General features: G+C 73.5%; 15 protein-coding genes. 9 read left to right on the top strand and 6 right to left on the bottom strand.

Annotated elements, in window-relative coordinates; translation table 11 throughout:
- Positions 1-38 precede the first annotated feature (38 nt).
- The 3 genes from otsB to H1A17_RS09825 form a co-directional block, all read right to left on the bottom strand.
- Positions 39-863, bottom strand: coding sequence for a trehalose-phosphatase (gene otsB, locus H1A17_RS09835; protein WP_145917909.1), 825 nt, complete (start codon positions 861-863; stop codon positions 39-41).
- Between the two features lie 90 nt (positions 864-953).
- Complete coding sequence (locus tag H1A17_RS09830) at positions 954-1,307, bottom strand: hypothetical protein (protein ID WP_145917910.1); 354 nt, start codon at positions 1,305-1,307, stop codon at positions 954-956.
- 162 nt (positions 1,308-1,469) lie between these two features.
- Positions 1,470-1,910 carry an XRE family transcriptional regulator gene (locus tag H1A17_RS09825; RefSeq protein ID WP_145917911.1) on the bottom strand — a complete coding sequence of 147 codons (441 nt, stop codon included), beginning with the start codon at positions 1,908-1,910 and terminating at the stop codon, positions 1,470-1,472.
- Positions 1,911-2,175: 265 nt separating this feature from the next.
- Between H1A17_RS09825 and H1A17_RS09820 the strand changes: the two genes are divergently transcribed.
- The 6 genes from H1A17_RS09820 (at position 2,176) to H1A17_RS09795 (ending at position 7,516) form a co-directional block, all read left to right on the top strand.
- Positions 2,176-2,520, top strand: a complete 345-nt coding sequence (locus H1A17_RS09820; protein ID WP_088643976.1) for a hypothetical protein — start codon at positions 2,176-2,178, stop codon at positions 2,518-2,520.
- A gap of 31 nt (positions 2,521-2,551) precedes the next feature.
- On the top strand, positions 2,552-2,893 hold the full coding sequence (locus tag H1A17_RS09815) for a hypothetical protein (protein WP_194821688.1): 342 nt from the start codon (positions 2,552-2,554) through the stop codon (positions 2,891-2,893).
- Positions 2,894-3,234: 341 nt separating this feature from the next.
- Positions 3,235-4,650, top strand: a complete 1,416-nt coding sequence (locus H1A17_RS09810; protein ID WP_145917913.1) for a PhoH family protein — start codon at positions 3,235-3,237, stop codon at positions 4,648-4,650.
- A gap of 289 nt (positions 4,651-4,939) precedes the next feature.
- Positions 4,940-5,635: a transglycosylase SLT domain-containing protein gene (locus H1A17_RS09805; RefSeq protein WP_145917914.1), complete on the top strand. Its 696-nt coding sequence runs from the start codon at positions 4,940-4,942 to the stop codon at positions 5,633-5,635.
- Positions 5,636-5,750: 115 nt separating this feature from the next.
- Positions 5,751-6,404 (top strand): rhomboid family intramembrane serine protease, encoded by a 654-nt coding sequence (locus tag H1A17_RS09800; RefSeq protein WP_145917915.1) that lies wholly within the window; start codon positions 5,751-5,753, stop codon positions 6,402-6,404.
- Positions 6,405-6,547: 143 nt separating this feature from the next.
- Complete coding sequence (locus H1A17_RS09795) at positions 6,548-7,516, top strand: NAD(P)/FAD-dependent oxidoreductase (RefSeq protein ID WP_088643981.1); 969 nt, start codon at positions 6,548-6,550, stop codon at positions 7,514-7,516.
- A 124-nt stretch (positions 7,517-7,640) separates the two neighbouring features.
- Here the strand turns inward: H1A17_RS09795 and H1A17_RS09790 are convergent, their stop codons facing one another.
- A complete protein-coding gene (locus tag H1A17_RS09790; protein WP_145917916.1) occupies positions 7,641-8,327 on the bottom strand; it encodes a TetR/AcrR family transcriptional regulator in 687 nt (228 codons plus the stop codon).
- A gap of 141 nt (positions 8,328-8,468) precedes the next feature.
- Between H1A17_RS09790 and H1A17_RS09785 the strand changes: the two genes are divergently transcribed.
- Positions 8,469-9,422, top strand: coding sequence for an NAD-dependent epimerase/dehydratase family protein (locus tag H1A17_RS09785; protein WP_194821687.1), 954 nt, complete (start codon positions 8,469-8,471; stop codon positions 9,420-9,422).
- A 42-nt stretch (positions 9,423-9,464) separates the two neighbouring features.
- Here H1A17_RS09785 and H1A17_RS09780 read toward each other — a convergent pair whose 3' ends face one another.
- Both H1A17_RS09780 and glpX read right to left on the bottom strand, forming a co-directional pair.
- Positions 9,465-10,436 (bottom strand): DMT family transporter, encoded by a 972-nt coding sequence (locus H1A17_RS09780; protein WP_194821686.1) that lies wholly within the window; start codon positions 10,434-10,436, stop codon positions 9,465-9,467.
- The gene (gene glpX, locus H1A17_RS09775) at positions 10,433-11,464 is read right to left on the bottom strand and encodes a class II fructose-bisphosphatase (protein WP_145917919.1); all 1,032 of its coding nucleotides are present in this window, start codon (positions 11,462-11,464) and stop codon (positions 10,433-10,435) included. Before glpX ends, H1A17_RS09780 begins: the two co-directional genes overlap by 4 nt.
- 157 nt (positions 11,465-11,621) lie before the next feature.
- Here glpX and H1A17_RS09770 point away from each other — a divergent pair, with 157 nt between their 5' ends.
- On the top strand, positions 11,622-12,368 hold the full coding sequence (locus H1A17_RS09770; protein WP_145917920.1) for a DUF4245 domain-containing protein: 747 nt from the start codon (positions 11,622-11,624) through the stop codon (positions 12,366-12,368).
- A 184-nt stretch (positions 12,369-12,552) separates the two neighbouring features.
- Entirely contained in the window at positions 12,553-13,398 is an 846-nt protein-coding gene (locus H1A17_RS09765) for a hypothetical protein (protein WP_145917921.1), read from the top strand.
- The last annotated feature ends 71 nt before the right edge of the window (positions 13,399-13,469 follow it).

Below are 13,469 nucleotides of genomic sequence, written 5' to 3'. Positions count from 1 at the left end.
TCCACCCGGCGCCCCGGTCGACGCCCGCGCGGGCACGCTCAGGTCAGGTGGTGCACGGCCCGGGTGAGGAAGTCGCCAAGCGCGGCGGGGGAGTCGATGGTGAGGTCGGCGGCCTCGGCGACCTCCCGCCCGGTCTCCGGGTTGGCCACCGCCACGCAGATGCCGAGGAACCCCGGGTCGGCGGCCGACCGGGCGCGCAGCGCCGCGAACGCCTTGATGTCGGAGACGTCGTCGCCGAAATACCACGCGCCGCCGGCGTCCCGGACCACCTCGCCGATGACCAGCCCCTTGTCCCGGTCGACGGGGGGCTTGAGTTCCAGCACCATCCGGCCGGCCTGCACCCGCAGCCCGAGCTGTTCGGCCTGCGCCCGCCCCCACTGCTCGACCGCCGGGCCGAGCTGCTGCGCGGTACGCCAGTGCAGCGCCACGCTCAGCCGCTTGAACTCCACCAGCGCCCCGGCGGGCAGTTCGGCGCGGGCCCGGTCGGCCAGTTCGGCCATGGTGGGCACCCACGGCAGCGCGGCGGGTTCGGTGACGGTCTCGCCGCCGGAGTGGCTGTGCTCCAGACCGTACAGTCCGTAGAGGTCGATCCCGGTGAGGCCGCCGAGGTGGTCACGGAGGAAGTCGACGGGTCGGGCGGAGACGATCGCCACCCGCTGCACCACCGGGGCGAGCGCCTCCAGTGCGGCGAGCACCTTGGGGGCGGGGCGTACCGCGGTGGGGTCGTCGTCGACCGGCGCGAGGGTGCCGTCGAAGTCGAAGAAGAGGACGGTGTCGGCGGCCCGCTCGGCGGTGGTACGCCAGGCGTGCTCAGCATCCAGCGGGGTCTGCGGCTGCTGGTTACCCAGATTCAACGGCGGCACGCGCGACAGCGTACCCCGGCGGCGGTGGCTGATTCGTGGCTTCGGAGTGGCTTCTTGACACCGCCGGGGTGTGTGGTCCGTGAGTGCCCCTCAGCGTTCGGCGGCTCCCCGCCCCCGCCGACCCAACGGCACCACGGTGGCCTCCTGGCCCTGGTTGAGCAGGTAGCCCTCGACGAAGCCGGTGTTCCGGTCGCCGGTGCGGGTCTCGATCTCGTTGAGCCGCGCCACCAGGAACTCAGTGAGCGCGCTGACCCGGTCGTCGAGCCGGTCGTGCAGTTCGGCGACCACCGCCAGGACGACGGCGGTGCCGGCGACGGTCAGCGCGAAGAGGTTGAACACCAGCGGGATCTGCCCGCTCCCGCCCACGCCGGCCACCAGGTTCGCGGTCACGCACGCGGTCAGGGAGACTGCCGCGACCACGACTGCCCACCACTTCAGGGTCATGGACAGACCCCTCCTTCTGTCCCGCAGGGCTGAGTTCGGCCTTGTCCCGTCCCCCCGCCGACGACGAGCCCAAGCAGTACGAATAGGGACGCTAGCGTGCCCGTTGCCGGCCCGGAGCGAAACGATCGGGTCTGCTCAGGCGTTCTTTCGCCATCTGAGGAACTACCCGGCCTGCTCTCCGCCCTTTCGGACATCGAGCGGGAGAGTGGGGCGGTATGCGAGGTAACGAATGGTTTCCCGGATGTGGAACTTCTCCGCGTCCGACACGGCGGGGTCGACCAGCCGGCGCAGCAGCGCCTCGACGTCCGGGTCCATCGGGGGAGTGCCGGGGGCGCCCCGGGGGGTGGCGGCGCGGTCCCAGCCGAGGGCGGCGAAGGCGGCGGCCGGGTTGAGGCCCAGCCCCTCACAGAACGCCACCACCCGTTCCGCCTCCGGGTCGCTGGCCCAGTCGCCGCGGACCCACCTGTTGATCGTCTGACGGGAGACGCCGGTGCGGCGGGAGACCTCGGTGCCGGTCCAGGCGCGCATCGCCCGGGCGTCGTCGAGGGCCCGACGAACGAAGGTGGCGAATGCGATCTTCCGGGCGGGGGCGGTCTCGGTCACCCCGAAACCGTACGACCGCAGCGCCCCTCCGGGCTGCCCGGGGCGGATCTTTGTCACGCATGTGAGACGACCTCATCGAGTCGTCCGTACCCGCTCAGGAGTCGGTGCGAAGGGGTCTCACCTGGGCATAATACCGCCAAGCGAGGCAACCGGGAACCGGACGAAAAACTGATACTGTCACGCTCATGGGACAATCTACGGTGTGTCACGTGCTTGAGACGATCAGTGCTCACATGCGTCACGCTCCCGGTGCGAGGGGGACCCGGTGACCGAACTCGCGACCCGTGCCCAGGCCTTCGGCCTGATCGCGGAGGGGGTCGCCGCCGGCCTGAGCGCGCCCTGGCGGCTCTACCTCGCCCGGGGTTGCCGCTACCTGTCACTGAGCGTCGGCGACCGCGATGAGTGGAACGCCTGGCGGACCCATCTCGGCTGCCCGGAGATGAGCGTCCGGGTCTACGACGCCGGTGGCGAGATCCGCCGCTCCTCGATGGCCGAGGTCGTCCTGGACGGCTGCCGGATCAGCGTCGAACTGGTCGAGGAGGTCAGCACCGAGGACCTGGAACGGCTGCTGGTCGTCGACCCGAGCCCGGCCGAGCCGGAGGACCGGTGACCCGGCCGGCGCGGCCCACCGGAGCCGCCCGATGAGCCCCCTGCTCGCCCTGTTCCTCGTCCTCGTCCTCGGGGCGACCAGCTACGCCGCCGGCCGGTTGCACGGTCAGCTCAGCTACCGGATCGGGTACCGCTTCGGCTACCGGCAGGGCTACTTCGACGGGGACCGGGGGGCCTGGAACCGTCGGCGGCGCGACGCCCAGGCCGTGCTCGCCTCGGCGCTCACCGCCCCGGCCGTGCCGGCCAACGCCGCGCGGCGTCCCACCACCGCGGTCCGCCAGGGCACCACGTACACCGGCTCCTCGTTCGCCAGCCCGCCGGGCCCGGTCGCCGATCGGCACCCGACCGGCACCCTGGTCCGCCGGCCCGGCTGAACCCACGGGGGCCGGGAGCCGTCGGTACGGCGTGCCGACACCGACCGCGTCGACCGGTGACGCGGTTGCACCGGCCGGGATGCGCGCAGGGGGCAGGCATCCCGGCCGGTCCGCGCCGCCCGCCGGGCGGGGCGTGCCCGGTGCGGGGGAGATCCTCGTCCGCCCTCTAGCCGAGGCGGCCCGGCGCCGCTAGCGTCTAGGCATGACCCGGGGTTTTCCCGGGTCAGCCGGCCGCCCGGATCTGCGACCTCGCGCACGGGGTTCCGCATCCGACCCCGTGTCCCCGGGCACCGGAGGAGGCGGAACGCGGATGGCGGATGCCCGTCCGTCGGAGCAGGCCTGTGACGACTCGCCGTACGCCCGCCGGTGTCGACCAGATCCCGGCCGCGACTGCCACGACCCGCCGAGCCACCCGGAGCCGCCGTCCGGCGGCCGCCGCCCCGCCCGGCCCCGAGGAGCCCGGCCCAGCCGGCCAGGTGTTCGTTCTGGACACGTCGGTGCTCCTGTCCGACCCGGCGGCCTTCCACCGCTTCGCCGAGCACGAGGTGGTCCTGCCGCTCGTGGTGATCTCGGAGTTGGAGGGCAAACGACACCACCCGGAGCTGGGCTGGTTCGCCCGCCAGTCCCTGCGCATGCTCGACGAGCTGCGGGTCCGGCACGGTCGACTGGACCGTCCGGTGCCCGCCAACGAGTCCGGCGGCACGCTCACCGTGGAGCTGAACCACTCGGACGACGGCGTCCTGCCCCCCGGGTTCCGCAACGAGTCCAACGACGCGCGCATCCTGTCGGTGGCGCTGAACCTGGCCGCCGAGGGGCGGGAGGTGACGCTGGTCAGCAAGGACATGCCGCTGCGGGTCAAGGCCGCCTCGGTCGGGCTGCGGGCCGACGAGTACCGGCACGGCCAGGCCAGCGACCCGACCTGGACCGGGATGGCCGAGCTGGAGCTGGGCGAGGACGAGATCGGCCGGCTCTACGCCGGGGACTGCCTCGACCTGGACGCCGCCGCCGGCCTGTCCTGCCACACCGGCCTGGTGCTGCACTCCGCCCGGGGATCGGCCCTGGGCCGGGTGCTGCCCGACAAGACCGTCCGGCTGGTACGGGGCGACCGGGAGGCGTTCGGCGTACACGGCCGCTCGGCCGAGCAGCGGATCGCGCTGGACCTGCTGCTCGACGAGTCGATCGGCATCGTGTCGCTGGGCGGCCGGGCCGGCACCGGCAAGTCGGCGCTGGCGCTGTGCGCCGGGCTGGAGGCGGTGATGGAGCGCCGCCGGCACAAGAAGGTGGTGGTCTTCCGCCCGCTCTACGCCGTCGGCGGGCAGGAGCTGGGCTACCTGCCCGGTTCCGAGTCGGAGAAGATGTCGCCCTGGGCGCAGGCCGTGTTCGACACCCTCGGGGCGGTGGTGCACGAGAACGTGCTGGAGGAGGTCACCTCGCGGGGCATCCTGGAGGTCCTCCCGCTGACCCACATCCGGGGCCGGAGCCTGCACGACGCCTTCGTCATCGTCGACGAGGCCCAGTCGTTGGAGCGGGGCGTGCTGCTCACCGTGCTGTCCCGGATCGGGCAGGGCTCGCGGGTGGTGCTCACCCACGACGTCGCCCAGCGGGACAACCTGCGGGTGGGGCGGCACGACGGGGTGACGGCGGTGATCGAGGCGTTGAAGGGTCATCCGCTCTTCGCGCACGTCACGTTGAACCGGTCCGAGCGTTCCCCGATCGCGGCGATGGTGACCGATCTGTTGGAGGACATCCCGGGCTGACCGTCGCGGGGGGCGAGGTCCGCCCCTCATCGTCCGCATTCACTTTGTGGCGCAGGTCACAAAACGGCCGGTCCGTTTCCCATGCGCCTCACTGTGCGCAATCGTGTCCCACGAGCGTCCACGTCCCGGCGGGGGTGTTGGTGACCGTTCGTCCCCTTCCGGGGACGGGTAGTCACCCCCCTGTCGGTGCGTCGGTAGCGACCGGCTCAGGTCGGGGCGCTCGCGGCACGACCGCGCCCGTCGAGGGCCGGTCCGCGCCGCGTCCTTGCCCCCGACGAAGGGACACTTCGTGAGTCGGCTGTGGAGCCGGTTCGGTGCCCGTACGGCCGCCGTCGCACTGCTCTCCGTGGGCGTTGCCGGCGGCTTCTATCTGGGCGAAGACCGGGAAACCCAGCAACAGGGCCTGACCGCACAGGTCGGCCTCCAGGTCGACCAGGCCGAGTACGACTACCAGCGCGACCGGCAGGCCGACCACCGGCGGGAGTCCGCCAAGCAGCGGGCCGCCGAGTACCAGGCGAAGCTGCGGGCCGCCGCGGCGGCCAAGGAAGCCGCCCAGCGGGCCAAGGCCGCCGAGGCCGCCGCCGCGTCGCGGAAGAAGGAGCGCGAGGCCGAGGCCAAGGCCAAGGAGGAGGACGGGAAGATCAAGCCCTTCGCCGGCCCGATCCCCGCCTCGTGCAACTCGTACAGCGGGCACCGCAAGACCGGCTGCGCGATGCTCCTCAAGGAGGGCTTCAAGATCGACCAGATGCCCTGCCTGGACAGACTCTGGACCAAGGAGAGCGGCTGGAACCCCAAGGCCAGCAACTCCTCGTCCGGCGCGTACGGCATCCCGCAGGCGGTGCCGGGCAGCAAGATGAGCTCGGTCGCCAGCGACTGGAAGACCAACCCGGCCACCCAGATCAAGTGGGGCCTCGGCTACATCGAGGGCCGGTACGACAACCCGTGCGGCGCCTGGGCCAAGAGCCAGAGTTCCGGCTGGTACTGAGCGACGACCGGAACGGCGGGGCGGGTGGGCGACCACCCGCCCCGCCGTCGTCGTACCCCCCGGTGGCGCGGGACCCGGGTGGCGGTCGGCGAAGAATGCTGATAGCCATGGTGGGGTGACCCTGCACCCGACGGGCGGCGACCCCGACCGGTTCGGCACCGAGGCGTTCTACGCGTCGCTCGGCCGGGCCTTCGTCGCCATGTGCGCGGTGGTGCCGTTCCTCTTCCTCATCGAGGCCCTCGACCAGGGGCTCGGCTTCGGGCTCGACGTGGCCGCCGGGATCATTCCGCAGCGCATCCAGGGGCTCGACGGGGTGTTCTTCTCGCCGTTCCTGCACCACGGCTTCGACCACCTCTACAGCAACAGCATCCCGCTGATCCTGCTGGGCACCTTCGTGCTGGCCGCCGGCACCCGCCGGTTCCTCTGGTCCACCCTGGTCATCATCCTGGTCAGCGGGCTCGGCGTCTGGTTCACCGGCTCGCCCAACTCGGTGGTCGTCGGGGCGAGCGGGGTCATCTTCGGCTACCTGGGCCTGCTGTTCACCCGGGGCATCGTCGAGCGGAGCTGGTGGAACTTCGGGGTGGTGCTGCTGGTCGGCCTGCTCTACGGCTGGCAACTGCTCGGCATCCTCCCCACCGACGAGCGGATCTCCTGGCAGGGGCACCTGTTCGGGCTGCTCGGCGGGGTGGTCGCGGCGATCCTGTTCCGGCGTCGCCGCCCGTACGACCCGTACCGGGAGTACCGGGTGGAGTCCACCCTGACGCCCTGAGCGGGGCGACCCGCCCGGCCCGCGTGGCGGGGGCGGGACATGCTTGCCCGGGCCGCACGTCGGGCCTACCGTCGGCAGCAGCACGCGTCGCCCGCCACCGGCGCGGCGCACGTTGATCGCCAGCGGAAAGCGACGGTACGCCCATGCGCGAGGTCGATGTCGCCGTGATCGGAGCCGGCCCGACCGGGCTGTTCGCCGCGTACTACGCGGGTTTCCGGGGGCTGTCGGTGGCGGTCGTCGACGCGCTGCCCGAGCCGGGCGGGCAGATCACCGCCATGTACCCGGAGAAGCTGATCCTCGACGTCGCCGGCTTCCCCGCCGTCAAGGGCCGGGACCTGGTCGCCAACCTGCTCGCCCAGGCCGCGCCCTACCACCCGGAATACCTGCTGGGCACCCGGGCCGAGAAGCTCGCCCACACCGACGGCCGGCCGGTGCTGGGCCTGGCCGGCGGCGAGCAGTTGCGCTGCGGCGCGGTGCTGGTCACCGGCGGGCTGGGCAGCTTCACCCCGCGCCCGCTGCCGGTCGCGGACAGCTTCGTCGGCGGCGGGATCGTCTACTTCGTACCGGAGCCGACCGCGCTGGCCGACCGGGACGTCCTGATCGTGGGCGGCGGGGACTCGGCGTTCGACTGGGCGGCCACCCTGCAACCGCTGGCCCGCTCGGTGACCCTGGTGCACCGTCGGGAGCGGTTCCGGGCGCACGCCGCGACCGTCGCCCGGGTGCTGTCGCTGCCGGTGCGGGTCGTGGTCAACGCCGAGGTGACCCGGCTTTACGGCGACGACACCGTCACCGCCGCCGAGATCACCGTCCGGGGCGGGGCGGCCGAGACGCTGCCGGTCGACACGGTGGTCGCGGCGCTCGGCTTCACCGCCGACCTGGGGCCGCTGGCCGAGTGGGGGTTGCGGCTGGACCGCCGGCACATCGTGGTGGACAGCGCGATGGCGACCAACCTGCCCCGGGTCTTCGCCGCCGGTGACATCACCGAGTACCCGGGCAAGGTACGGCTGATCGCCACCGGCTTCGGCGAGGCCGCGACCGCCGTCAACAACGCCGCCGTCGCCATCGACCCGGCGGCCCACCTCTTCCCCGGCCACTCCTCCGACGCCGGCTGACCCACCGCGCGTCGCGCCGGCCGATCCGCCGCTCGTGGCCGGCCGCCGGGGCAGTGCCACAAGGCGGGCGTACCCGGCCCGACCGTGGTGCGGGCCGCTCCGGGCGGTGTTCCGGCGGGCCGGGTCAGGGCAGGCCGACGAGGTCGGCCATCAGGGCGGTCTGGTGGTCGAAGTAGGCGTCCCGGTGCGGGACGACCGGGTCGAGGCGGCCGAAGAGGTCGAAGCTGATCAGCCCGAAGAGCTGGGTCCAGCCGGCCATGCCCCGGGCGAGCAGGGCTTCGGGCAGGCCGGGGAAGAGGCCGGCGGCGATCTCGGCCAGGTCGGCCCGGACCGGCTCGGGCAGGTCGTCGTCGGGCGGGGTGATCCGGCCGGCGGCCACCCCGTCGCGGAGGATGCCGAGCAGGGTCAGCGGTGGGCGCTGCGCGGGGAGCACGGTGTCGACGGGGGCGGCGTACCCGGGCACCGGGCTGCCGTAGAGCAGGGCGTACTCGGCGGGGTGGGCCAGCGCCCAGGTGCGGGCGGCCCGGCAGACGGCGTGCCAGCGTCCGCGCAGGTCGGCCCGGCCGACGGCGGCGTCGGCGGCCTCCACCGCGTCGCCGAGCGCCTGGTACGCCTCGATGATCAGCGCGGTGAGCAGGTCGTCCCGGCTGGGGAAGTAGCGGTAGATCGCGGACGACACCATCCCCATGTCCCGGGCGACCGCCCGCAGCGAGAGGTCGGCGCCGTCGCTGGCGAGGTGGCGGCGGGCCACCGCCTTGATCTCGTCGATCATCTCGGCGCGGACCCGGGCGCGGATCGAGGAAGCCGGCATGCCTGCACTCTGCCACGGAACAGAGCGCCAATCAAAATAGAGAGCACTGCTCTTGACTTGGTCGATCGGGTCGGCGATGCTGGACGCAGCTCGACGAGAGCAGTGCTCTCTATTCGGTCTCCTGCTTCGAAAGGTTCTCCCATGTCGCTGCACGTGATCGTCGGTGCCGGCCCGGTCGGCACCGCCACCGCCCACCACCTCGCCGAGCGGGGCGAGCAGGTCCGGCTCGTCACCCGCCGGGGCACCGGCCCCGTCGACCCGGCGATCGAACGGATCGCCGCCGACGCCGCCGACACCGACCGGCTGACCGCCCTCACCGACGGGGCGGTCGCGCTCTACAACTGCGCCAACCCCGCCTACCACCGGTGGGCCACCGACTGGCCGCCGCTGGCCGGCGCGCTGCTCACCACCGCCGGGCGCACCGGCGCGGTGCTCGCCACCGTCGGCTGCCTCTACGGCTACGGCCCGGTCGACGCGCCGATGACCGAGGACACCCCGCTCGCCGCCACCGGCACCAAGGGGCGGGTCCGCAACCGGATGTGGACCGAGGCGCTCGCCGCCCACCGCGCCGGCCGGGCCCGGACCACCGAGGTACGCGGCTCGGACTACCTCGGCGCCGAGGGCAACTCCCTACTGCCGCTGGTGCTGCCGAAGGTGCTCGCCGGCCAGCGGGTCCTCCTGCCGGTGAACTGGGACGCCCCGCACACCTGGACGTACGTCGGGGACGTGGTGCGTACCCTGGTCGCCGCCGCGACCGACGAGCGGGCCTGGGGACACGCCTGGCACGTGCCGAGCGGCCCGCCCGTCAGCGTCCGCGAGGTGGCCGTCCGGGCGGCCGAACTGGCCGACGCCCCGCCGCCGAAGCTGACCCGGCTGCCCTACCCGCTGCTCTGGCTCGGTGGCCTGACCGACCCGTTCGCCCGCGAGCTGCGGGAGACCGCGCACCAGTTCGCCCGGCCGTTCGTGATGGACTCGACCCGGGCCACCACCGTCCTCGGCATCACCCCGACCCCGCTGGACGAGGCGCTGACCGCCGCCGTCCGCACCCTCACCGACGCCCTCGGGACGCCCACCCCGGCGGGCGCGGCCCACTGACCGCCGCCGGTCCGCCCGCCCGCATGGTCGGGTCGGGGCGGGTCAGCGGCGCGGTGCCGGGCCCAGCGCCGCCACCAGCACCGCGACCAGGGTGAGCGTCGCACCGGCCAGGGTGGCCGGGCCCGGGTGCGACGCCGACGTCGGCAGCACCACGTCCAGCACGACGGCCCCCACGACCTGGCCGGCGATGGTGGCCAGCCCCAGCAGCAGGACCCCGGTGAACCGGACGATCGCCGCCGCGACCGTGATGAAGACGATGCCGATCGGGCCACCCAGATAGAGCCACGGCTCGGTCGGCAGCGCGCCATTGGGAGCACCCCGGACCGCCAGGTCCACACCGAAGGTGATCAGCAGGGCCACCGTACCGACGGCGAAGTTGACCAGAGTGGCGGTGAGCGCACTGTCCGAAGCCGCCCGGACCAGCCCGTTGACCGCCTGCTGCCAGGCCAGCCCCAACCCGGCCAGCAACGGCAGCAGGGCCAGCGCCAGGGTGCCCGGGTCGCCGAGCCGGTCACCGACCGCCAGCAGCACGGCCAGCACGGTCAGCACCGCACCGGCCAGCCGGGAGACGGTCACCGGCTGCCGCCCGCCCGGCCCGATCCCCGCCCGGTCCACCGCCAGGCTGCTGGCCGACTGCCCGGCCACCACCGCCACGGTGAACACCGCCACGCCGAGCGCCCCGATGGTGAGGCCCTGGGTGGCGACCAGGAACGCCCCGCACACCCCGCCCAGCAACTGCCAGGGGCGCAGCGCCCCGGACCGCAGCGCCCCACGCAGGTCGGCCAGCCCACGCCGCCCCCCGGGCAGGGCCGGGACCAGCACCAGCAGCACCAGCAACCCCAGGCCGAAGGAAACCACCGCGGCGGCGATGCCGTCGGCCAGGCGTACGCCCAGCTCGCCGTTGATCCGGGACTGGACGGCCACGCCGACGCCGGCGGCGGTGGCCAACCCGATGCCGGCGATCCGACGGGCGGCGGGCAGGACGGGAGGGGCGGCGGTGCCGGAAACGGTCACTCCTGCTCTGCCAGGGGCCTGCCGTCGAAGTCCACCGCCGAGTAGAGGGCCAGCTTCTCCAGCCGGTGGTACGAGTCGATCACCCGGATCGTGCCGCTCTTGGACCGCATCACGATCGACTGGGTGTACGCCCCACCGGCCTGGTACCGCACCCCGCGCAGCAGGTCACCGGAGGTCACCCCGGTCGCCACGAAGAAGCAGTTGTCCCCGGTGACCAGGTCGTCGGTGCCGAGCACCCGGTCCAGGTCGTGCCCGGCGGCGAGCGCCTTCTCCCGCTCCTGCGCGTCCTGCGGCCAGAGCTTCGCCTGCATCGCCCCGCCCATGCACTTGAGCGCGCACGCCGAGATGATCCCCTCCGGGGTGCCGCCGATGCCCATCAGCACGTCGACGCCCGACTCGCCCCGGGCGGCGGCGATCGACCCGGCGATGTCGCCGTCGGAGATGAACCGGATGCCCGCCCCGGTGCGCCGGATCTGCCCGACCAGGTCGTCGTGCCGGGAGCGGTCCAGCACGCAGACGGTGACCTCGGCCACCTCGGTGCCCTTGACCTTGGCGATCCGCCGGATGTTCTCCGCCGGGCCGGCCTCGATGTCCACCACGTCGGCGTACTCCGGGCCGACGGCCAGCTTCTCCATGTAGAAGACGGCGCTCGGGTCGAACATCGCCCCCCGCTCCGAGACGGCCAGCACGGCGAGCGCGTTGGGCATGCCCTTGCTCATCAGCGTGGTGCCGTCGACCGGGTCCACCGCCACGTCCACCTCGGGACCGGTGCCGTCGCCCACCTGCTCGCCGTTGAACAGCATCGGCGCGTTGTCCTTCTCGCCCTCGCCGATCACCACGATGCCACGCATCTGGATCGAGTTGATCAGCTTGCGCATGGCGTCGACTGCTGCCCCGTCGCCACCCTCCTTGTCGCCCCGGCCGACCCACCGGCCGGCGGCCATCGCCGCGGCCTCGGTGACCCGGACCAGGTCGAGGGCGAGATTGCGGTCGAGATCCTGCGGGACCCGCGTCCTGGTGTTCGTCATGGCGGCTTCCTCCTCGCGACGGTGCGGGGTGGGCCGGCGGGACGCAGGTCGCCCCCTGCCGGCTGTGTCGCTGATCCTCACACGATGCCAGGTCCGGGGACGGGGCGGGGCGATGGTGGGCGGGATCGCCCCACCGGGCGGCTGCGAGAATGGGCCGGTGGAAGCCGCACAGCCTGCCGACCGCGTACCCGCCGACCCGACCCCGCCGGACGGCCGGCCGCCGGTGCCCCCGGCCGCCGACGACGCACCCACCGGGTCCGCGCCCGGCGCGGGTGCCACGGCCGGCGGGGACCCGGAGCCGGCGCTCGTCGCCGGGGACCCCGGGCCGGCGCCGGCCGCCGGGGACGGGTCGCCGGGCCGGGCCGCGACGGCGCGTCCCGGACGCCCGGAGCGGCCCCGCTCCGAGCGTTCGCCCAAGGACATGGCCCTGTCGCTGCTGGTGCTGCTGGTGCCGATCGCCCTGCTGCTCGCCTTCTACCGGGGCTTCCTCGGCGGCGAGCAGCCCACCACGGTCGACGCCGCCCCCGCCTACGAGCAGGCCCGCGCCGCGAACGTCTTCCCGGTCGCCGAGCCGTCCGGGCTCGGCGACGGCTGGCGTACGGTCAGCGCCAGCTTCCGTACCGTCGACGACGGTGCGAACCTGCGGGTGGGGTATCTCACCCCGGAGGGGCGGGGCGCCCAGTTGGTGCAGAGCAACGTGCCGCCGGAGCGGCTGATCCCCGCCGAGCTGACCGCCGAGGGGCAGCCGCAGGGGCCGGCCGACCTGGGCGGGGCGAACTGGCAGCGGTACACCGGGCGGGGCAACGAGCAGGCCCTGGTGCTCCTCGAACCGGACCGTACGGTGATCGTGGTGGGGGACGCCCGCGACAACGAGCTGCGTGAGCTGGCCGGCGCGCTGCGCTGACCGGCGGCGGCACGGTGACCCGTGCCGGGGGGATTGCGGAAGGCGACGTCCGGGAACAGAAGGGACACGACCCCGGGCCGGCCCGACCGGGCGGGGACCGTGCGCCGCGCGGGAAGTGTCACGCCCGCGACGGCACGCCCCCGGTGCCCGCCGGGGGTCGGACGACCCGACTGGAGAACCTGACGTGACCATTCGACGTTTCAGTACGGCGGTCTTCGCCGCAGCGCTGCTCACCCCCGGCCTGGCCGCCTGCAACAACTCCGGCACCGGCGAGGCGGGGACCTCCGCGTCCCCGTCGGTCTCCGGCAGCGTCGCCCCGGGCAGCGCCTCGCCCGGCACCTCCGAGGCCAAGCAGGCCCTGCTGAACTCCACCAACGAGATCCGCAACGGCAACTTCCGGTTCACCATGAGCGGGGTGGGGTCGACCGCCGAGGGGCAGGTGCACCAGCCCAGCCAGAGCGCCCAGATGAAGCTGAGCATCGGTGACGCGTCGTCGGACCTGATGATGAACCTGGATCTGATCCACGCCAAGCCGGACAGCTGGGTCAAGCTCGACCTGGGCGGCAAGTCCGCCAGCAGCATCCCGGGTGCGCAGAAGCTCAACCTCGGCAAGTACCAGCACCTCGACCAGACCCGGATCAAGGGCAACAAGTCGCTCGGGTTCGACTTCGAGAAGCTCGACCCGGCCGGCAGCGCCGTGCTGACCCAGGGCATCACCGAGGTCCGGCAGACCGGCGAGGGCAGCTACGCCGGCACCCTGGACGTGTCGAAGGCCGCCGAGGCCGGTTCCGTCGACCAGACGCTGATCAGCGCCCTGGGCGCGCAGGCGCAGTCGGTGCCGTTCACCGCGAAGCTCGACCCGCAGGGCCGGCTCAGCGAGCTGGTGCTCCAGATCCCGGCCGCCGGCCAGAGCGCCGCGCAGGACATCAAGATCACCTACTCGGACTACGGCAGCGCCACCGCCGCCCAGAAGCCCGCCGCCGACCAGGTGGTCGAGGCACCGCAGGAGTTCTACAACCTGTTCAGCTGAGCCGGCGCACCGACGGCGGGGCGGCCCCGGGGCCGCCCCGCCGTCGTCGTGTCCGCCCCGCGCCGCGCGCT

The organism is Micromonospora sp. S-DT3-3-22 (assembly GCF_015354745.1).
Taxonomy (GTDB): domain Bacteria; phylum Actinomycetota; class Actinomycetes; order Mycobacteriales; family Micromonosporaceae; genus Micromonospora; species Micromonospora wenchangensis.
This window is presented reverse-complemented; position numbering and strand designations above follow the sequence as displayed.